Source organism: Ignavibacteria bacterium (assembly GCA_025612375.1).
Lineage (GTDB): Bacteria > Bacteroidota > Ignavibacteria > Ignavibacteriales > SURF-24 > JAAXKN01.
This window is the reverse complement of record JAAXKN010000003.1, coordinates 48568-70045: the sequence shown is the minus strand read 5'-3', so window position 1 is coordinate 70045 and position 21478 is coordinate 48568. Positions and strand designations below refer to the sequence as shown.

Below are 21478 nucleotides of genomic sequence, written 5' to 3'. Positions count from 1 at the left end.
GACAAGAAGTTTTTCAATACTGAATTATCGGTTTTGCAAATTCAAAGTTTAGCTAATTGTTTAACATAGACTTACTTAAGTCATAATGCCTGAAGATAAATCTTTGCTGAGAAGGATTGTGCTGCCGTTTGGGAAGCCTATCTTGCAATTCTCTTTCTTGAATTCTTTTTCCTGAAGTGAAGGCTGCCATATTGACTTAACAGGGCAGCCCTTGAAAATTACTTTTGTGTCCTGAAAAGATTTATGAGTGCTGCGGAAAGAAAAAGTATGTTGGCCAGCCAGGCGGTTATCAGAGGGTCCAGCACACCGTTTTTTCCGAAAGCTTCGCTGATCTTCATGAAGCCCAGATAAATAAATGTGAATAAAAGGCTGAGGCCGAACTGCAATGCCAGTCCGCCCCTCTTCTTATTGGCTGAAAGAGGGAGCCCTAAAAATATTACTATAAGGCTCGCAAAGGCAAATGAATACCTTGAATGGTATTCTATCAGCGTTCTTGTAGGGTCGTTGCCCGTACGGGCCTGGTTGCGGTAAAAATCCCTGAGTTCCGAAAGCGTCATCTCCTCGGGCTTCTGCTGCTTGGTTACCACATCCCTGGGCAGAAAATGCAGCTCTGGCAGCTGTTTTTCGCTAAACTTCTCCACACTTTCTCCTGCCGGCAAAAACATTCTTTTTGTGCCGTTGAAAGCATGCCATACTTTTTTTGTGCTGTCGTACTGCATCTGTACTGCATCCAGCCTTGAAGTCATGTGCGTCAGGTCCTTTGGGTCAAACTCCTGTATGCTTACCTGGCTTGCCCTTGAATGCTGCGTGTCGAAAAAGTAAATGTTAACTATCCTGTTTCTCGTATCCTGAAAGAATATATTTGTCCCGGCAGCGGCAAGATCTTTTTTCATATAGACCTGCTCAATTTTCACCTTCCCCTTGTTGGCCAGCGGAACCACGTAGCCCCCGAAATAAATTGAGAAGATGCTGATGAAAAGCGATGTAACAATAAATGGCGCCATGATCCTGTAGAGGCTTACACCGCTAGACTTTACGGCTGTAAGCTCATTCTGGTTAGCCATCCTTCCAACAGTAAACAAACACGCCAGCAGTGAGGCTACAGGAATCATAAGCCTTATTATTTCGGGCGCAAAATAGATGTAATACTCAAATATGATCGGGTAGGAGACATTCTGGTCAATAAAATCGTCCAGGTTTTCCATCATGTCAATAATGACAAATATCAGCGTAAAGGCCACGAGGGCAAAAAGCAGCGTCTGCAGAAACTGTTTTACAAAATAACGGTCAATTATTTTCATTTTCTTCCTGAGGTGCCCTTAACTGGCGGGGAATGAGTTTTGAAAGGAACGATAAATTAATGTTGACAGTCTCACGCGCCGATTTTATGGTAAGCAGTATTCCAAGTATTCCAAGAACAAAGTTGGCGCTCCACATCCCCCAGAACGGTGAAAGCAATCCCCGGTCAGCAAACTTTTCGCCGCCTATTAAAAATGCCCAATAGATTAAAAAGAAAATAACACTGATCCCGGCAGCCACTCCCATGCCGCCCCTGCGCGTCATAATGCCAAGCGGCGCCCCGATAAGAACAAAGATAATGCATGCAAACGGAATTGAGTATTTCTTGTGAACCTCAACCATGTAGCTGTCAATTCTCTTCCTGTAGCTGTCAACATTCTCCATGTCGGAAGATAGTATGTTCTTTGCCGCATTAACCCTGTCCTGTACCCTGTATAATAGCAGCTCGCCTGAGGACTGTGAATACGGCGTCCTGTACATGTAAGTGCTGTCTTTAAGAAAATAGTCCCTGATGTCTCTGTTCATGCTTGCCTGAAAGCGGTTCTGAATATTCTTAAGGCTGTCCACAATAACCATCATATCCTGCGCGCTAAGCTCCCTGTCGCCCCTCTGTCCGCCCGGCGTCGACTGCTGAAAGCTGAACTGTTCGGCATCCATGGCTATCCTGTGGTTCGTAAAGAGGAGCTTCCTGTAAAGTGTGCTGCTTCCGGGGCTCGTCTCGTGAATTTCTCCGCTTGAAAGATCCATTATCAGCTTCTTCTGATCGCCTGAAAAATATATCTTCCCCTTTTTTGCTGTCACAACATTCAGGTGCATGGGATCCGAGTAATCGTAAATTGTTACCCCTTCGAGCGTATTTGTCTTTTCATCAATATTCCTGACCAGTATGGAGTAATTTGCCACCTCCTGCGAAAACAACCCCGGTATGAGCGATAAGGTCGGCTTCTTGTTCGAAATATCCTGTATCAGTATGCGTGCTGCGTGGTTGGCATCGGGATAGATCTTGTTATTGAACTCAACGAGCAGAAATCCTATTACTATGCTTAAAATAAATGGAGGCATGATCATCTTGTAAACACTGACGCCGCTGGCCTTCATAATTGCAATCTCATTGTTGTGAGACATGTTGCCGTAGGCCATCAGAGTTGCTACCAGTATGGACATCGGAACTACAAGCACAACCATCCATGCAAGGTTGTAAGCTATCAGCTTTGTGATGATCCAGAAACCCAGCCCCTTGCCAACCAGCCGGTCGGCAAACTTCGTCAGGAAATTAAACAGGAAAATGAATATCAGCGTGAGAAGCGAGAATATAAAGGGTCCTGCGTGGTTTCTTAATATATATCTGAATAAAATCATTATCTGAGAATAAGTCTTCGTTTATAATACATAAATATAGCAAAGGCATAAAAGTTTAACAACATTAAGCCGGGAAATATATTATATTTGATCTGCTGTTTTAAATTGTTAATACTTATTATTAAATTTATAATTATACATTTTGATCTTTTATTAAGTTGCAGTCTGATTATTTGAATCTGCCTATGCAGTTACTGTGGTTATCCGCCCGGAATGCGATAGAAAAGAAATAAATTAAAGCCTGTTTCAGTAATTTTAACCTTGTGGGGTAAACGTGGAAAAAGTAAAAAATTATATTTTGGAAAATCAGGACCGGTACATCGAAGAATTAAAAGACTTCCTGAGAATACCGAGCATAAGTGCGGGCACTGAGAATAAGAAGGATATTCAGCAGTGTGCTTCCTTCGTAGCCGATAAGCTGACTGCGGCAGGTTTAAGCAGGGTGGAAATCTTTCAGACCGAAGGCCACCCGATTGTCTATGGCGAATGGCTCGGAGCTCCGGGCAAACCGACGGTTCTTGTCTACGGGCACTACGATGTCCAGCCGGTCGACCCGGTTGAATTATGGAATAACCCTCCTTTTGAACCCGTTGTAAAAGATGGCAAGATCTGGGCCCGCGGCGCTACAGACGACAAAGGACAGCTTTTTATTCACGTTAAAAGCGTTGAGGCTTTCTTTAAGAGTAACGGCAGCCTCCCTTTGAATGTCAAATTCCTTATTGAGGGTGAAGAGGAAATTGGAAGTGAAAGCCTCTCGGCTTTCTTAAAGCAGAATAAGGATATGCTTAAGTGCGATGCGGTCCTCATTTCAGACACGTCGCTTTATGCCCCCGGAGTCCCTTCACTTACATACGGTCTCAGAGGCCTGTGCTATATGGAAGTTGAAGTCACCGGTCCCGACCGCGACCTCCACTCCGGCAGCTTTGGCGGAGCCGTGGCAAACCCGATAAATATTCTTGCCTCCATGATTGCACAGCTGCAGGATAAAAAAGGAAAAATTAAAATTCCGGGCTTCTACGACGACGTGCAGACACTTACAAAAAAGGAAAAGGAAAGCTTTAAGAACCTGAAATTCTCCGAAAAGGCATATGCAAAGGACCTGAAAGTAGCCGAACTTAAAGGGGAAGAAGGCTATACTACTCTGGAAAGACTCTGGGCACGCCCTACACTCGACTGCAACGGAATCTGGGGTGGCTTCCAGGCCGCAGGAGCAAAAACCGTAATCCCATCCAAAGCCGGCGCCAAGATCAGCATGAGGCTCGTCCCGAACCAGGACCCTAAAAAAATTGCCAAACTCTTTACCACCTATTTCAAACAGCTGGCGCCAAAGAGCGTTAAAGTAAACGTGAAGGCCCTTCACGGGGGCTACCCCGTTGTCGTACCTTTGGAACACAAGGTGATTGTTGCCGCTTCCCAGGCCATGGAAAAGGCTTTCGGCAAAAAGACTGTCTTTATGCGCGAAGGCGGGTCTATTCCTATTGTCGTGGATTTTGTTAAAAACCTTAAGGCTCCGGCCGTACTTATGGGATTCGGCCTGGACAGCGAAAATCTGCATTCGCCAAATGAACATTTTGACCTGAATCACTTCAGGTTAGGTATTTTAAGCTCATCTTACTTTTTAGAGGAACTGTCACAAAAGAGCTGATAATACTCTGCATTTCTCAATGTAAACCGGAGCTATTTTTTGAGGCACAGCCTTTTTAAGGCTGTGCTGCAATTAAGAGGGGGGCCAACAAAAATGAAAAAGTTATCGCTTGGTTCACTGGTTATAATTTTACTTTCGCTCCTACTGGCCTCTTGCGGCAAAAAAGAGGAAGAGAGCCAGGGCTATGATGCTGCATTTTCAGACGTCAGGGATAGACGCATTCAGGAATATAACCTCGATGTGCAGAAGGATCAGGCCTCTCAGAGGTCTGCTAACGATACACTTGCACTTAAGGAACATATTCTCCATAATTATCCGGCCGGATCATACCTTGTTTATTTTGACCGTTCAAATACCTTCAGCGTGCCGCGCCCGGCTGTAATTTACTATAAGGCCGATCAGGCATACGTCTTTGCCATAGTTGCCAAGTCAAAGCCAGGCGAAAGGCTCATTGAAACCAAAAACATTACGGGCTACGAATCGAGCTTCATTAACCTCGACAGCACAAAACTTGGAACCGCTTTCTTCTTCCTCACACTCTTCAGCTACGACGAGGGAGGATTCCAGCAGGTCTGGGAAAAGGAAATTCCCATGCACGGCGGCTTTAACCGCATGATACTTAAGACCTGGGGGCCGCAGAGGATACTCTACGTTGAAGTTAATTTTGAAGACGGAATTATCGTGGGCCACAGGAATTATAACATCTTCATGAATAACGGCATCAGACAAATGCCGCACCTGCTGGAAACCTATGAGGGCATCTCCCGCAAAAGGACTATTGCAGACGTAAATAAGGACAATTATCCCGACTACTATGAATATACCTTCTACTCTCTGAGTAACAGGATATATCCGGTCGATTCGGTTGCCTTTTACTGGGATAAGAAAAGGGATCTCTATGTTAATTCCAGAAATCCCAGGCAGACCAGGCCTTATTAGCTTTAGCATTATTATGCCTGGGAAGTGAAATATCCTTGCCCGTAACTGCTTTAAGAAGTAACTTTTTAGAATTATTTCTTAGCAATTTCCCGTTATTCTTGCTATTTTCCTGCTATAGAAGAAAGGAGTGTAAATGCCAGATACTGTTTTAAGAATTTCTCCAATGATGGATTTCTTTAAGTCAGTATATCAAAATATTGTATTGGATGAGCCAGGCAGCAAAGTCAGTAGCTTTACCGGTGCCAAAGAGGAGTACGAGGCCCTGACGGGCGGGGTTGCCCTTCGCGACATATCAGATTCCGGACTCCTGGAGCTCTACGGGCGTGAAAGCCTTGAATACCTTCACAGGATCAGTACAAATTCTTTAATAGATCTTCCGGCCTCAGGCTCTCAGGCATCAGTATTTACTAACGAGAAAGGGCGCATAATTGACAGGGTAAGGATAGTCAACCTGGGTGAATACCTGCTCTTAATCGGCAGCCCTGCCTATGCAGGCAAGCTTCAGAGCTGGATCAACAGATATATCATAATGGAGGATATTAAGGTAAAAAATGCCTTTGGGGGCTATTCTGCCTTTGAACTCCTGGGCCCGCAGGCTGAATCGTTTCTGACCTTGATTTTCGGAAGCCTGGCCGACAACCTTGAGTTTAACAGCGTAAAGAGGATTGAAGCCGAAGGTATTAAAATTAACATCCTTAAAGTCATTGAATTTAACCAGAAGAAATTTATTTTGTGGGGCAGTGTTGAAGAGGGAATTAACCTCCTTAAGCATATTAATACCCAGGACAGTGTATTTGATTTCAGAATGGCGGGTGAAGAGGCTTATAAAGTTTTCCGCGTGGTAAAGGGAATTCCCGCCGCCCCAAATGAAATAAACGATATGTACAACCCTCATGAAACAAACCTGCTTGAAGACGTAAGCTTTAAGAAAGGGTGCTATATCGGCCAGGAAGTAATTGCCCGCCTGGATACATACGATAAAGTCCAGAAAAGCATTGCGGGACTTATCTTTGATGAAAAGGCGGAAGTCAAAGACGGCTTCAGGCTTTTTAATGCTGGCAATGAGGTAGGAAAAGTTACTACTATGGCGCGCTCGTTTCATCTTGAAAAGGAAATTGCCCTCAGCATCATTAGTAAAAACTTTTCTGCCCCGGGGATAAAACTTACAGCCATGGATGAAAGCGGAAAGGAATATTCTGTAACAGTATGCAGTCTGCCTTTAAGAAAATGAAAATATACACAAAAACAGGCGATAAGGGGGAAACGGGACTCTTCGGCGGGGGACGCGTCCGGAAGGATGACCTCAGAATTGAAGCCTATGGTACTATCGATGAATTAAATTCAGTCCTTGGCGTCGCCTTAAACAGCCTCCGGGACGAAGGCGTTATTACACTCCTCGGAATGATCCAAAGACAGCTTTTTGTTGCCGGAAGTGACCTGGCCGCACCCCGCGATAAGGAAAACGCAAAGTTTAAGATCCCAAGGGTAGAAAAGAGTTTCAGCGTGGAAATTGAGCGCCAGATAGACCTTTATAACGGGAAGCTGGATGAACTAAGGCATTTTATTCTCCCCGGAGGCTCACCCGGAGCTTCTTACCTTCACCTGGCGCGCACGGTCTGCCGCAGGGCCGAAAGACTGGTGGTAGCCTTAAATAAAAGTGTTGAAACAGGGGAGGAAATAATCGTATATTTAAACCGTCTTTCCGATCTTTTTTTCGTCCTTGCAAGGTATGAAAATAAGGTCTCCGGGACTCCTGACGTAGTCTGGAAAGGCATGGAAGAAAAGTAAAGGCAGCCTGAACTTTTTTCCCCATCACGTTGTTTGGATTTATGTTGATAAGCTTTAACTGCTTAAAAACAAGCCTTAAGTCCTTTGAAACATTTTCAAGGGGGTGAAATTGGCTTCGACGGGGTTAGTTAGGCTTTGAACTGCACATCGTGTTCACCGTAGACACGTAAAACGGCGGTAATAAAACAATAACTGGCGAAAATAACTACGCCTTAGCTGCTTAATTATAAAAGTAGCCGTTCGCTCTGACTTCGCGCACCGGGTCTGAGATGAACGCCGATCAGGTGTGATAGCGGGATGAGCGTCCGGGTAAATCCTGCAAATCTTAACCGGGCAAGCTTAAAGTCAACCCTGCCTGCCGGGATGCTTTAAGCCTAAAAAATCGACAGGCTATGTGTGTAGACGTTCTTAGTATTTCAACTTCGGACGCGGGTTCGACTCCCGCCACCTCCACTAATGCTGATTAAAAAAGGCGCCCCTGAAAGGCGCCTTTTTGCTTTTTATACTTCACTTAAGCTACTTAACCAGGATCATTTTTTTTGCTGCCATATAGCTCCCCGAACGGATCTGATAATAGTAAATCCCGCTTGCAAGCTTGTCTGCCTGAAGCATCCTTTCATGCATGCCGGCTGCCTGGTATTCATCAACAAGCGTTGCAATTTTCTTCCCGAGCATATCAAAGATTTCCAGCCTTACCACTCCGGCCTTCGGTATATTGTACCTTATTGTTGTCGACGGGTTAAAGGGGTTCGGATAGTTCTGCATGAGCTCATAATAGGGAAGCGCAGTTAAACCCCGTATGCTGCTCTTAGCGTCTGAGAGTACAACGGGAGCCTTAAAATTAACATTGAGTACTGTATCTGCTGACACATTTACAATTAAGGAGTCTCCCGTAAAAAGCTTGTCTCCCAGATATATGTTCCAGATGAGGCCTGTGGTATCGGGACCATAGATCTTCAGGAGGAATTGACCTTCCTGCATAGATACGAGGTGATATTTCCCGGTCGGTTCTGAATAGTCATATGTGCTGTCGCCCAGTGAAAGCAGGACGCCCTTGACAGGTTTATTATTAACATCTGTTATATGCCCAGTTACTACAGAGGCTTTTTCAAAGCTCAGATATTTATAATCCGACGTCTTAAAAGCATTCTCGATGCTTATTGATTCTTCAGGTATGCCGAGATGGTAAATCAGAAGGTTCTTCAGGTCATAAGGACCGTCGGAGAGGTTACCGTATAACATGCGCCCGCTGAATTTAAGTCTGACATTTCCTTTCTCGTTTGCCGGAAGAAAATCTCTTCCTGAGGCCCGGCAGACACTTTCTCCCTCGGAGTTCATTAGCTGACCCATTGCAACAACATAGCCCGAATCAAGCGGAATTACTTCGACATCTATTTCAAGTGAATCAGTAAGCCCGTTATTATCCGTATCAATAAGCTTTTCGGTATAGCTGCCGGTGGACTGAATGATCTTACCCCTTGGCTGCTCAAACTGATTTATGGTGTAAGCCTGGGTATTGTAGAGATTAAATCCTGATGAAACAAGGTTCAGTACTGTGTCCAGAATTACCGCGTAGCCTATTTTGTACGGCCCGTCTGTTTTGCTCTTTGCTATAGCTGTGCCGGCAAAGTTTAGCCTCACCAGGCTATATCCTTTAATGGCAGAGACCTCGGAAGAAGAAACGGTAATTAAGGAATCTTTCTGACTCGTGAGGTAAGCCGTAATAATATATCTGCTGTCCTTAAGGGATGTCAGCTGCAGTTCGGCCTGTAGAGTATCTATGAGGCCGTCATTGTCGTCGTCCTTCGTATATTCATTTGTTCCCGTAATAATCACGGCTTCAGGAGGCGCAAACTGAGAAGCCTTGTATGCGGCAGTCTGTATCTGATCTGCTGTAAGCTGTGCCCCATCTGCGCTGCATAACTGGACGGAAATTGTGTATGGCCCGTCTTGGCCTGCTGCTGAGAGAGCTCTTGCTCCTGCTTTATGGATTATCTGGTTGTCTCCGGCTATAAGCTGAAAAGGCATTGAAGCCGAAGTTATACTTATGCTGTCTTTCAGCAGCGTGCTTTGTATCAAATAGCTGCCTGCAAGGCTCGACTGAATATCCAACTTTACGGATATAACATCATATAATCCGTCCCCGGTGGTATCTTCGGGGGATTCTGATATCTGACTGACGCGCAGGGGGATCTCACCGAATTCAGTATACTGGTGCTGCCCGGTTTTGAACTCCGCTGAATCAACAATTGTCCCGGTCGTGTCCAGTATATAAAGGTCGAAAGTATATGTCCCGTTTAATTTCTTCTGGAATATGCTTTCACCGCTGAAAGTTGGATGAACGGTCAGTTTGCCCGGTGCGGGTCCGATAACTTCATACCAGCTCCCCGGAGCCTCGGTATAGGGTTGTGTAGCTAAAACAATATCGTTCTGCCTGAGAAGCCCCGAAACCATATATTTCCCTGATTTTGTAATCTCAATTTCAACCTCGGCACCGAGCTGATCAGTATATGCATCTCCGTCAGTATTGACGGCTTTTTCTGAAAATACACCTGTAAATCTGGCGCCGTCGGTTAAGGGGGACTGAATCAGAGGGTGAATTTTGGGAGTGAAAATAAATTCATATGTATATTTTTTCCAACGCCCGTCCTCTAGCTCAAACGACTCTCCTGTAGCCAGAACGCGGGGCCCCTGATCGGGAGGAGGATCGCCTGTCTCATAACCCCCTGGAAACTCTGTCCTGATATCCCAGGCCACATGGAAGTAAAAGTCTTTGAAAGACTTATCAAAGACCGGATCATAATACACTGTTCCTTTCTGCCCGAAAGTATGTGAATCGAAGAGCCACCTTTCAGAATTTATTTCAGCACTCCGGAAAGCGTTACCTCGTGCGCTTTTTGTCCCTCCGTATGCTACCAGATTTGTTTTGGATAAAAAGCCTTTGCCATAAATTTTTCCCTGATGATGCACTGTGGAAGTACCGCCTACCCCAAGAGTTTTTAACAGGTTCATCCATACATTAGAAGTTGCCTTGCAGTCTGCTTCCTCTGTCTTGCCTTCTACTATTTCATACCACCTGAACCATGGAATGGGAGCATTGCCATATGACCACCTCATTCCTCCTTTGTTATAAATGCCATGCATCATCTCCTGAGCAAGCTTTTCTTCGGCGTCCGGACTCAGCATAGTACCTTCAGTAAATTCTATTGCTTTATCCATCCACACCTTTTTTATTCCGCTAAGCTTTGGGTCATCGTAGCTTACCCATAGGTCCAGTATATAAATGTCACTGCCAACCTGGTTTTGGTTGTCTCCATAGAACTTAAAATTAAGTTCCAGGTTGTACTTACCAATTCTGCCCGGCAGCTTTATGGCCAGCTTTCCTTCCTTTCCCTTAAACTCAGATACATCCTCAACGTAAGTTTTCCATTGGGAGGTTATCTTATAATTGCACACTGTTCTGGAATTCGCACCAAGTTTATCATCGGGAAACGACTGGAGTTTTACGTTTAACTTGATTTCACTCTTTCTGGCCGCGGCTGCAAGCGGTTTATTGACAACGGGTGGATCTGTCAATTTCCCGTCTTTATCGAATTTTTGGCTGAGCAGGGGCTTGGGAACATCCTTTAACTCAATGTTTCCTATGGCACTGATTTCTGTGATATTTAAGCCACAGAGTATGGGGTAGTCTTTAACGTCTCCATACGTCCAGTCTGCCTGGCATGGGTCCGTAGGATCGTAGCCCCAGCCGAGGTTTACTCTCATCCAGGCTGGTCTTTTGGCGTCAGCCGGTACTTTTACATCCTTTATTAACGTCATTAAGTGGCTGTCAAAGCCGATGGCATAGCCCTTCATTCCTTCATGTATTACGTATTCGTCCGGTCTGTTGCCCCATGTCTTGTCTCCGTCCCAGTCGATCCATACGTTAATATTCTCAGGACTCGCATCGTAACTCTGGCAGGGGTTATTGGCTACACATCCGTAAGGGTTTGTTATGTTCACTACAACGGTGATTTCAATACCGGTGAATGTTTCTTTTACTTTTACGCTGTTAATGGACTCATAAGTAGTGCTGTGGCTTCCCGGTGCACAGTACCCCGGAGCGCCGTCCTGCGGGGAGGATTTTACTTCAGGCAGGTTCATTGCCGCTCTTTTGAGCAATGCCTTTTTATCCTCCATTCTTCTCTGCGGCAGAATCTCTCCGGCAATCAGAAACAGCAGCAGTATTGTAAATGCTGACTTCCTAATTGTGAGAAGTAAAGGTTTGACTGCGCTGAAAAGTAAATGCTGATTTGACATACCTGATAGCTTCATATATTACCCCCTTTGTTTTGAGAGTTAAAAAAGCCCGATATGTAATAAGACTGGCCGGCTGCCTTGTGCCGTTAAAGAACAGCTTTTATTATAAATAAAAACATTGTATCTGTGCTGGAATGTGATTGCTCTAAATGTAAAAAATCAGACAAAAAAAACAAGTTCATGAAAAAGGGGATTATTGCACCTGATGTCTGTTTTTTCTTGAAGTTTTTCCTTAAAATGTTCTGAAGTGTTTACTCTTAAAATCATCAGGTGAGAAATGATACTGGCAGTGGACGTCAGCTATAATCAGGACGAGGCCTTTGCTGCAGGCGTTGCCTCCTCCCATAACTGGACGGACGAAAAGCCCTCTTATGAAGTTACAACGAGCCTGAAGGGGATCAATAGCTACATCCCCGGCAGCTTCTACTTAAGGGAGCTTCCAGTAATTTTGGAGCTCCTGAAAAAGTTAAATGAAATGCCCGAGGCTATTGTTATCGACGGCTACGTCTGGCTTGGAAGTGAAAAAAAAGACGGCCTTGGAGGCCGCCTCTATATAGCTCTGAATAAAAAGATACCGGTAATCGGCGTTGCAAAGTCGCCCTTTAAGGATACGCCTGAGACCATTAAACTCTTGCGCGGCAAAAGCCTCCGCCCGCTTTATGTTACCTCTGCCGGAATTAGCCTCCAGGAAGCCAAGACTTACATATCACACATGCACGGAAGAAACCGCATCCCAGCACTGCTTAAAAGAGCGGACCAGCTCAGCCGTGAAGGCATAGCCTACTGAATATTCTTCCTTATAAACTTATGCAGCTCCTCAACCGTGTGGAATACATAGTCGCTTTTTGATTCCATTACTATGGCCTTTGCATAGCTGTCCCAGACCACTGAGGCAATCTTTACTCCGGCTCCGCGCGCGGCTTTGATGTCTGCCGGGGCGTCGCCTATAAGAAGCACCCTCGACTTATCCAGCTTGTACTTTTCCACAAAATTCAGTACGCCCTCGGGATTAGGCTTGTGCTTCTTCACGTCGTCGCCTGTAACTATCATGTCAAAATAGTCGTATAACTCAAGTGCCTTAAGCGTTATTGTTGAAGCTTTTCTCCCTTTGCCTGTAAAGATCCCGAGAGGCATTTTTGTCTTTTTTATATCTTCAAGAATATCTTTTATGCCCGGATATGTATCCGCCAGCTCAGCGTGCTTCTTATCGTAAAAATCAAAATAATCATAATGAGCTTCGTTGTACTTTTCACCCGTGAGATCCTTTAAGATCTCATCTTCCGGGGGGCCGAAAAGTGCAATCAGCTCCTCCGGCGTGTATGTCTTATTTAAATACTTTTTTGCAACGTGATTAAATGAAGCAAATATTAACTCGTTTGTTGAAGTAAGTGTACCGTCTATATCGAACAAAATTCCATCAAAATTCTTCACTGCTGTCCTTCTTTAATGCTGAAAACAAAAATCTTTCCGTCCATATTTGACGCCGCAAACATGCCCTGGCCAAGCGGCATTACCGTATGCGTCCTGGAGGTCCCTGTAAATATGAGCGGCTTGTAATTAAAACTTTTATCTATCTGGTAAATAATACCGTTCTTGCAGCCGAAAATTACACTGCCCTCACTTTCAATCGGGGTAATGGGAGTTGTGTCCAGACCGAACTTCAAATCAACTTCTTTCTGAAGCTTACCTTTGGCTGCGCCTACAAAGTAAAACTTGTCTGTCATCCCCTTTATAAAAAGCGTCTGCTTGTTTGCGCTTATTCCAATCGATTCCCAGGCCGGAAAAGCATCGCTCCTCCAGACTTTTTTCCCAAGGAGCAGGTCCACGGCCGAGACAAATTTATCGGGAGTTGCCGTATAGACATTCTTCCCGTCTGTAACGGGTGCGCACGCGGCAGGGGAGTAGTAAAAATTCTTATTTCCCGTCCACTTCCACAGCAATACACCCGAGCGGGCATCAATGCAGTAGAGGTAACTGTCCCAGCTACCGTAGACAAGCCTGTTTTCATAATACATCGGCCGGGTTTCAACCATTCCCTGCGCACTCGTGTTCTCCCAGATCTGATCGAGTGTATTTACCTCGTAGCTTAAAAGCCTCCCTTTGCTTGTTCCTACAATAAAAACAGTATCCGGTTTTGCACCGCTCATCAGGCGCTTGTCGCCATTATAGCCTATTGCAATTATCTGGCTCGTTACCGGCTCCCCAATCCCTATAGTCTGCAGCACCGTCCCTTTTTCCGCATCAATTGTAATCAGGTCACCCTGCATTGTTCCTACTGCAAGCACATTATCTGCAACAGCAGGACGGCTGTAAATTGTTCCCCCGGTCTTTATCTCCCATAATAAATCCCCGTTTGCAGAAAAACATGATACCACGCCGTTGGTTGCGGCAGCGTATATTTTGTTTTTCCAGGCTACCAGGGGGCTTACCATAGTAGTATTAAGATCCTTCTGCCATTTAACCTCGGCATTATAATTTACAAACTGCGCGGAATCCACTTGCGGAACGTTAAGCTCCGTTTTCTTGCTTACGGAAGCCCACAGGTGAGGAACAGAGTCGCGGTTGATCTCAAAGCACAAAAGCGAATCCTGGGCGTTTTCAACCTCAGTATATCCCCAGGTTTTCTTTTTGTCCTCAAGCGTCGAACGGCCCATTACAGCCGGTATGCCGTTAAAATCAAATACCTTGTTTACGTGGCCGTGCCCCAGCATTACAAGCTTAATGTTGTAGTTCCTCAGGCGGTTCGTAACTTCAAACCAGTTGTCCACCTCTTCATTTAACGGGTGATGGGCACAGAAAATAATTTCCTGCTTCTTATCCAGCTTCTGAAGCTCACTATCAAGCCACTTCAGGTCTTCAACTGCAAAATGTCCGCCGCCTCCGCGCCATGGAATGCCGCTGTTCATGCCTATGAACCTGATGCCGTTAAAGTCAAAGCTGAACCTGCTGCTTCCCCAGAGTTCAGTAAATTTGGTAAGCCCGTTGTCGCTCCACTTGGTGTCGTGGTTCCCGGGTATGACGTAATATTTTACCTTCAGCCCATCCAGTATCCCTTTGGCCTGTTCCAGTTCGGCCGATTGCCCTTTTTCAGCAATGTCACCCGAGGCTATAACAAACTGTATGTCGCTCCTCTTGTTTATATCATCCACTACCTGCTTTAAGTATTCCTCTGCCTTGGGGCTTCCTATGTGAACGTCCGTTATCCAGCCGAACTTGAACGGCTGCGCAAAGCTAAGTACGCTTAAAAGGAGGGTTAAGAGTATAGTCAGCTTAAATCTTTTCATTTCTTGTTTCCGAATTTATCATTTGTAAAATTATTCTGTTTTTCTGATGGCATTTAATGCTTTTTACAGATAAAATCATATCCTAAATTTACTAAATATTTTGTTTTAAACTTAAATTGAATTAAATATTAATTATCCTTAAGCTGAATAATGGCTGCAAAAAAGGCGCTTTTATCTCAGAACTTTTTCAGAGTTGGAGTTGTATAAACGGGAAAGAAAGAGTAAAACCAGCTAAGCTGACAAATGCCCGTCCAGGTGAACTTTTGAGCAAAAGTTATTCGTTGAATTTGCAGCCATGTATTGATATATTACTATTCTAAAATTTTGAGTAAAAATGGAACAAATTCGCAATTTTTGTATAATAGCGCACATTGATCACGGCAAGTCAACTATAGCTGATTGTCTTCTGGAAAGAACAGGAGCGGTTTCCGAACGCGAGCTTAAAGCACAGCTCTTGGATGATATGGACCTGGAAAGGGAAAGGGGAATTACAATTAAATCCCACGCAATCCAGATGAAATATCACGCAAAAGACGGCATTGAATATACCTTAAACTTAATCGATACTCCGGGACACGTGGATTTTTCCTATGAGGTATCGCGCTCTCTTGCGGCCTGCGAAGGCGCAATCCTTGTAGTTGACGCCGCACAGGGCGTTGAGGCACAGACCATTAGCAACCTTTATCTGGCTATTGAGGCCGGACTGGAGATAATACCTGTAATCAATAAAATTGACCTTCCCAGTGCCATGGTGGACACTGTCAAGGGTCAGATAGTGGATCTTATAGGCTGCGATGAAAACTCGATCCTCCTTGCAAGCGCAAAGACCAGAACAGGCATCGATGACATTCTTGAAGACATAGTCAGGAAAGTACCTGCGCCTAAAGGTGACCCTGAGGCCCCGCTTCAGGCACTCATCTTCGACTCGGTTTTTGACGCTTACCGCGGGGCTATCGCTTATGTAAGAATTTTTAACGGCACGCTCCACGAAAAAGACCAGATCAGGTTCTTTGCCAACGATAAGATTTTCCTTGCCGAGGAAATAGGCGTCCTGGGGCTCCGCAAGATTAAAACCAAGGAGCTTACAGCAGGTAATGTGGGATACCTTATCTCGGGCGTTAAGGATGTGCACGATACCAAAGTGGGCGATACACTTACTCTTGCTAAAAACGGCGCTGAGCACCCGCTGCCGGGCTATAAGGAAGTTAAACCTATGGTCTACTCGGGCCTCTATCCTACAAATACTGAAGAGTATGAGGACCTCAGGGATGCTTTGGAAAAATTCCGCCTCAATGATTCGGCGCTCGTCTTTACTCCCGAGACTTCGGCAGCCCTGGGCTTCGGCTTCAGATGCGGGTTTCTGGGCATGCTGCACATGGAAATCGTGCAGGAAAGGCTTGAAAGGGAGTTTAACCAGTCCATTATTACAACCCTTCCAAACGTTGAGTACTATGTCTATAAGAAAAGCGGGGAGAGAATAATAGTAGATAACCCTGCCGATATGCCTGATATGGGGGACATAGAGCTCATCGAGGAGCCGTACGTCAAGGCACAGATTGTTTGCCCCAGCGAGTACGTCGGAAACCTGATGAAGCTTGCTACGGATAAGCGCGGCGTCTATAAGAATACATCATACATAGATCCTACACGCGCCGATCTTCAGTATGAGTTCCCTCTGTCTGAAATCATTTTTGATTTTTATGACAAGCTGAAATCTTTTTCGCGCGGCTATGCGTCTTTTGATTATGAATTTATAGGATACCGTGAGAGTGATCTCGTTAAACTCGATATTCTCCTTAACGGCGAACAGGTCGATGCCCTGTCAATCATCGTCCACAGAAGCCGCTCTTTTGAATGGGGAAGGAAAGTCTGCGATAAGCTGAAGGACCTGATACCAAGACAGATGTTTGAAATCGCAATCCAGTCTGCCATAGGTAACAAGGTCATATCACGCTCCACGGTTAAGGCTTTAAGGAAAAACGTTCTTGCCAAATGCTATGGCGGCGATATTACTCGTAAAAGAAAACTGCTTGAAAAACAGAAGGAAGGTAAAAAACGCATGAAGCAGGTGGGTAACGTTGAAATACCTCAGGAAGCGTTCCTGGCAGTTTTACAAATTGAAGATTAAGAGGAGGCTAATTGACTTTTAAGGAAGGTGCCCGGCGGTTCCTGGGCATTAAAACAGAAGAAGAATTAAATCAGGTTAAAACACCGCAGGAAAAATTCAGGAACTTCGTTGAGACCCTTGTCTTTGCCCTGATCGGTGCGCTGCTTATTAAAACATTTTTGCTGGAGTCATCCAGAATACCCACGGGCTCAATGGAAAATACAATCCTGGTGGGGGATTTTGTCCTGGTAAACAAGGTGATCTACGGCTCAACTACACCAAGAAATATCCCGTTTACTAATATTTCACTTCCTCACTTTAGCTTCCCTTCAATCAGGGAGCCTAAGGCTAAGGACGTGGTTGTCTTCGACTGGCCGGGTTACACAAACGACCTGGAGCCGAGCGAAATAATGAGCTACGTTAAAAGACTCATCGGCATGCCGGGCGATACGGTTAAAATTGTCGACAAAGTCGTCTTCGTTAACGGCAGGGAATTCTGGCGCCCGCCTCACATACAGTACGTGAGCCCACAGACTATACCGGCCGGAATCGCAAACCCCAGGATTTTCCCCCCCGGAGCACCCTGGAATGAGGATAACTACGGACCTTTAGTCGTTCCTAAAAAGGGAGACGTGATTCACCTTTCCCCGTCTAACCTGGAGCAGTGGAGGACAATTATAGACAGGGAATTCGGACGCCGCGTGGTTAAACTCTCGGGAAACCAGATTACTATTGACGGCAAACCTGCCGATTCATATAAGCTGACAAAGGACTATTACTTTATGATGGGTGATAACAGGGACAATAGCCTCGACAGCCGCTTCTGGGGCTTCGTTGCCCGCGACAGGGTTATCGGCGAGGCTGCTATCGTCTACTGGTCATGGGACCCGTCTATACCTTTTTCAGATTTCTTCGAACTCCTGGGCTCAGTCAGGCTTAACCGCATTGCCAGGATAATTCATTAAAATTTACTGTTTCATTAAATGGCGGAAATCTTTTTCCGCCAGTGTATTTTAGGAGATTTTACATTGTCCTTTTCCGATGACCTTGAAAAATATGAGGAAGCTCAAGCCGGAGAGGATTTTATCGAAGAAAAATCTCCTGCTGAAAGACTCAGAATGTTTTCAAAGGCTCTTTTTTATGCCATTCTGGCGGCCTTTGTACTTAAAACATTTGTCGTTGAAGCTTTCCGGATACCTACAGGCTCAATGGAAAAAACCCTCCTTGTAGGTGACTTTCTCCTTGTGAATAAATTTATCTATGGCGCCTCCACACCAAGACGCATTCCCTTTACAGAACTGGAAATCCCCCGCGTTACACTCCCGGCTTTTAAGGATCCTGAAAGAAAGGACGTCGTTGTCTTTGAATACCCGGGCGACCGCGACCAGGTAAGGCCGCAGGAAAGGGTTAACTATATCAAACGCCTCATAGGTGTTCCGGGCGATACAATCAGAATCGTGAATAAAGTCGTTTTCGTCAACGGAAAGGAATTCTTCAGGCCCCCGGGCATCCAGTACGTAAGTTCGCATACAAAGCCCGCTGAAGAGGCCGAATACAGGATTTTCCCCAGGGGCGCTTTCTGGAATGAGGATAATTACGGGCCCGTGGTCGTTCCGAAAAAAGGGCAGACTGTGGAGCTTAACTACAGAAATATTGAGCTCTGGCGCACTATTATTAACAGGGAACTCGATTCGGAAGCAGTCAGAGTTGAGGGCAGGAATATTTATATTCTCGATAAGCCAGCCAGCAAATATACGGTCCAAAAAAATTATTACTTTATGATGGGCGACAACCGCGACGACAGCGCCGACAGCCGCTTCTGGGGCTTCGTGCCGAGAGATAAAATCATCGGCAAGGCTTTTATCGTCTACTGGTCATGGGACCCGGCAAAGACAAATATTCTGGACATTCTGGCAAGCGTAAAATGGAACCGCGTGGCACGCCTTATCCGTTAGGCGCTTTTGGAATTTTACGACTCTTAATTTCAATTGATGTTTTAACCATTAAAGACTAACTTCTATAGTGCCGGCCTGCCCGGCCAAATTTGTTTATTTAACCCGAAGGTAATATGCCGAAGAAATTACTTTTACTTTTTGCATTCTTTCTTTTCTCAGGTTTGTCTTTTGCTCAGACAAAGTACCTGATATACTTTAAGGATAAAGGGGTAAAACCTTCTTTGTCTTTATCCAAGTCTTCTTCGTTATTTAACTCTGCGGAAAACCTCCTGAGCCCGAGGGCAGTCGAAAGACGCAAAAAGGTTATGGGCGAGAGTTCCTACATTACTTACGAGGACCTTCCCGTCAAAGATGACTATATTCGCTCATTAGAGGGCCTTGGGGTCAAAATAAACAACGTCCTAAGGTGGTTTAATGCCGTAAGCGCATTTCTCACTCCTGAGGAGCTTAAAAGCGTTTTAAGCCTCCCCTTCGTCGAAAAGTTAGAAAAGGTTAAAGTGCTTTATAGACCGGACCGCAATCTGAAACCGGAGGGCCCGAAGGAGCTTGGGAAAACCGGCAGCCTTATGGACCTCGATTACGGCAACTCTTTCAGACAGTTGAACCTCTCCGACGTTCCTCAGCTGCATCAGAAGGGTATAACGGGACAGGGGATTATAATCGGACTCCTCGACTCGGGATTTGACTGGAAGTACCACGAGGCACTGTATAACAGGACAGTCCTTGCCGAACACGACTTTGTCTTTAATGACGATGTTACAGCAAACCAGGAGCAGGATGCACCTGATCAGGATGAGCACGGAACGGCTGTTTTCTCAATCATCGGCGGCTACGCGCCCGGCCACCTCATAGGTGCGGCATATGGCGCCAGCTTCATACTTGCTAAAACAGAGGACGTAAGGAGTGAAACACACATTGAGGAGGATAACTACGCGGCTGCACTGGAATGGATGGAAGGCCAGGGCGTGGATGTTACGAGCAGCTCTTTGGGTTATAATACCTTTGATTCTCCTGAATCTTCTTACACTTATGCCGACATGAATGGAAAGACTGCTATTTCAACTCTGGCGGCCGAAATGGCATTCCAGCGCGGTGTCCTTACCGTTACCGCCGCCGGTAACGAGGGGAACACTTTCTGGCACTTTATTACGGCTCCGGCAGACGGATTCTATACTATTGCAGTCGGGGCAGTCTCACAGTTTAATGTTGTGGCGGGCTTCAGCTCAAAAGGCCCTACGTCCGACGGACGCATAAAACCGGACATTGTAGCCCAGGGGTCAGGCGTCTATAAGGCCGTATCCCAAACGCAGAACTACTACTCCTACGGCAGCGGAACCTCCTTTGCAACTCCCATCGCTTCAGGATGCGCGGCTCTGGTTCTGTCTGCTTATCCTTACCTTACAAATTTCGAACTTAGGAGGATACTGCAGATCACAAGCGACAATGCCTCGTCTCCCGATTCCTTAAGAGGCTACGGACTGGTCTCTGCCTTGCGGGCAATTGAATACCCGAACCTCGAGAACTCGCGCTCGGGACTCGTTCTTCATAAGGCATTCCTCGATTCCGATGGCGTAAAGCCTGAAAGCGTGGAGATGTTTTATTCTTTTGGCGATTCAAATTTCACGCCTCTTCCGGTTAATCACCTGAACCAGACTTTTTATACCGTGAAGCTGCCGTCAAATAACACAAAAAACCTCCGTTTTTATTTTACATATACCAATAGCCTTGGGAATCCTGTGCGCTCGCCGCTTACGGGAAACTTCAGCCTGGAAGACAGCTCCTTTACCCCTGCGGGCGTCCCTGAATCATTTGCCCTATCGCAGAACTATCCGAACCCTTTTAATACTTCAACAAGGATCGACTTCTCAGCTTATGCAAACGAGAACGCTAAACTGGTTATTTATGACATACTTGGCCAGCAGGTTATGGCTTATGATCTGATAACAAAAAACGGGAAGAATTCGGTTATATGGAACGGCATTAACCAGTATGGATCACACTGCTCAAGCGGAATATATTTGTATTCCTTAAAGCTTAACGGGAGCCTCTACACAAAGAAAATGATCCTCCTGAAATAAATCTGCAATTAAAATAAAAGTTGCAATTAAACGGAAAATTTGTTTTTCTAAGTATTATGAATTTAACCGGGTATTATAATGGAAAATATTATTTGTCCTGAACAGCAGGCATATCTGGAATCCATTAGAAGGGAAGAGGACCCCCTCATTCTTGAGATGGAGCAGTACGCAAAAGAACACAGGGTCCCGGTGCTCGACTGGAAATCCGTCGAGTTCCTGGAACAGCTCATACTTATCTACCGCCCCAAAAGAGTGCTCGAAATAGGAACGGCTATTGCGTATTCCTCAATTCATATAGCACGGTGCCTAAGAAAAAAAGGCAGACTCTTTACAATTGAACATAGCGCCGATAACCTGAAACTGGCTGAAGATAACATCAGACAATCAGGCTATATAGACAAGATTAAACTGGTTGAAGGCAATGCACTGGACGTAATGCCCAAAATGAAGAAAAAGTTTGACTTCATTTTCCTCGATGCCGATAAGGAGGACTATAAGGCACTGTTCGACCTGTCCATGGTGCTCCTGAAAAAAGGAGGCGTTATGTTTGTCGATAACCTCCTCTGGCACGGCTATACCGCCTCTAAACAGGTCCCTAAGAAATTTCAAACCTCAACCGGACACATCAGGAAGTTCAATGAGGAATTTCTATCACACCCGGATCTGAATGCCTCCATTCTTCCCATTGGCGATGGTATAGGCCTTGGCGTAAAGAAAAGATAAAG

General features: G+C 45.4%; 15 protein-coding genes and 1 other RNA gene. 11 read left to right on the top strand and 5 right to left on the bottom strand.

Annotated features, from left to right (window positions below):
* Window positions 1-218: 218 nt before the first annotated feature.
* Together HF312_03470 and HF312_03465 are read right to left on the bottom strand one after the other, a co-directional pair.
* On the bottom strand, window positions 219-1301 hold the full coding sequence (locus tag HF312_03470) for a YjgP/YjgQ family permease (GenBank protein MCU7519247.1): 1083 nt from the start codon (window positions 1299-1301) through the stop codon (window positions 219-221).
* Window positions 1288-2658, bottom strand: coding sequence for a YjgP/YjgQ family permease (locus HF312_03465; protein MCU7519246.1), 1371 nt, complete (start codon window positions 2656-2658; stop codon window positions 1288-1290). Before HF312_03465 ends, HF312_03470 begins: the two co-directional genes overlap by 14 nt.
* Window positions 2659-2932: 274 nt before the next feature.
* Here HF312_03465 and HF312_03460 point away from each other — a divergent pair, with 274 nt between their 5' ends.
* The 5 genes from HF312_03460 to ssrA all read left to right on the top strand — a co-directional run bounded on the left by HF312_03460 (window position 2933) and on the right by ssrA (window position 7486).
* A complete protein-coding gene (locus HF312_03460) occupies window positions 2933-4303 on the top strand; it encodes a dipeptidase (protein MCU7519245.1) in 1371 nt (456 codons plus the stop codon).
* Window positions 4304-4396: 93 nt separating this feature from the next.
* Window positions 4397-5242 carry a hypothetical protein gene (locus tag HF312_03455; GenBank protein MCU7519244.1) on the top strand — a complete coding sequence of 282 codons (846 nt, stop codon included), beginning with the start codon at window positions 4397-4399 and terminating at the stop codon, window positions 5240-5242.
* A gap of 133 nt (window positions 5243-5375) precedes the next feature.
* Window positions 5376-6473, top strand: coding sequence for an aminomethyl transferase family protein (locus HF312_03450; GenBank protein ID MCU7519243.1), 1098 nt, complete (start codon window positions 5376-5378; stop codon window positions 6471-6473).
* Window positions 6470-7030 (top strand): cob(I)yrinic acid a,c-diamide adenosyltransferase, encoded by a 561-nt coding sequence (locus HF312_03445; GenBank protein MCU7519242.1) that lies wholly within the window; start codon window positions 6470-6472, stop codon window positions 7028-7030. The genes HF312_03450 and HF312_03445 overlap by 4 nt, the downstream gene beginning before the upstream one ends.
* A gap of 99 nt (window positions 7031-7129) precedes the next feature.
* Window positions 7130-7486: a transfer-messenger RNA gene (gene ssrA / locus HF312_03440) on the top strand.
* 60 nt (window positions 7487-7546) lie between these two features.
* On the opposite strand, the gene HF312_03435 is transcribed toward ssrA, so the two are convergent.
* Window positions 7547-11344: a T9SS type A sorting domain-containing protein gene (locus tag HF312_03435; protein MCU7519241.1), complete on the bottom strand. Its 3798-nt coding sequence runs from the start codon at window positions 11342-11344 to the stop codon at window positions 7547-7549.
* A 262-nt stretch (window positions 11345-11606) separates the two neighbouring features.
* Here HF312_03435 and HF312_03430 point away from each other — a divergent pair, with 262 nt between their 5' ends.
* Window positions 11607-12116, top strand: a complete 510-nt coding sequence (locus HF312_03430) for an endonuclease V (protein ID MCU7519240.1) — start codon at window positions 11607-11609, stop codon at window positions 12114-12116.
* On the opposite strand, the gene HF312_03425 is transcribed toward HF312_03430, so the two are convergent.
* Together HF312_03425 and HF312_03420 are read right to left on the bottom strand one after the other, a co-directional pair.
* Entirely contained in the window at window positions 12110-12760 is a 651-nt protein-coding gene (locus HF312_03425; GenBank protein ID MCU7519239.1) for an HAD-IA family hydrolase, read from the bottom strand. The genes HF312_03430 and HF312_03425 overlap by 7 nt on opposite strands.
* Window positions 12757-14613, bottom strand: a complete 1857-nt coding sequence (locus HF312_03420; protein ID MCU7519238.1) for a PQQ-binding-like beta-propeller repeat protein — start codon at window positions 14611-14613, stop codon at window positions 12757-12759. The genes HF312_03425 and HF312_03420 overlap by 4 nt, the downstream gene beginning before the upstream one ends.
* 334 nt (window positions 14614-14947) lie before the next feature.
* On the opposite strand from HF312_03420, the gene lepA reads away from it, so the two are divergent.
* The 5 genes from lepA to HF312_03395 all read left to right on the top strand — a co-directional run bounded on the left by lepA (window position 14948) and on the right by HF312_03395 (window position 21476).
* Window positions 14948-16741 (top strand): elongation factor 4, encoded by a 1794-nt coding sequence (lepA, locus tag HF312_03415; GenBank protein MCU7519237.1) that lies wholly within the window; start codon window positions 14948-14950, stop codon window positions 16739-16741.
* An 11-nt stretch (window positions 16742-16752) separates the two neighbouring features.
* On the top strand, window positions 16753-17685 hold the full coding sequence (lepB, locus tag HF312_03410) for a signal peptidase I (protein MCU7519236.1): 933 nt from the start codon (window positions 16753-16755) through the stop codon (window positions 17683-17685).
* 63 nt (window positions 17686-17748) lie between these two features.
* Complete coding sequence (gene lepB / locus HF312_03405) at window positions 17749-18675, top strand: signal peptidase I (protein ID MCU7519235.1); 927 nt, start codon at window positions 17749-17751, stop codon at window positions 18673-18675.
* A gap of 113 nt (window positions 18676-18788) precedes the next feature.
* The gene (locus HF312_03400; GenBank protein MCU7519234.1) at window positions 18789-20753 is read left to right on the top strand and encodes a S8 family serine peptidase; all 1965 of its coding nucleotides are present in this window, start codon (window positions 18789-18791) and stop codon (window positions 20751-20753) included.
* Between the two features lie 78 nt (window positions 20754-20831).
* A complete protein-coding gene (locus HF312_03395) occupies window positions 20832-21476 on the top strand; it encodes an O-methyltransferase (GenBank protein ID MCU7519233.1) in 645 nt (214 codons plus the stop codon).
* Window positions 21477-21478 lie beyond the last annotated feature (2 nt).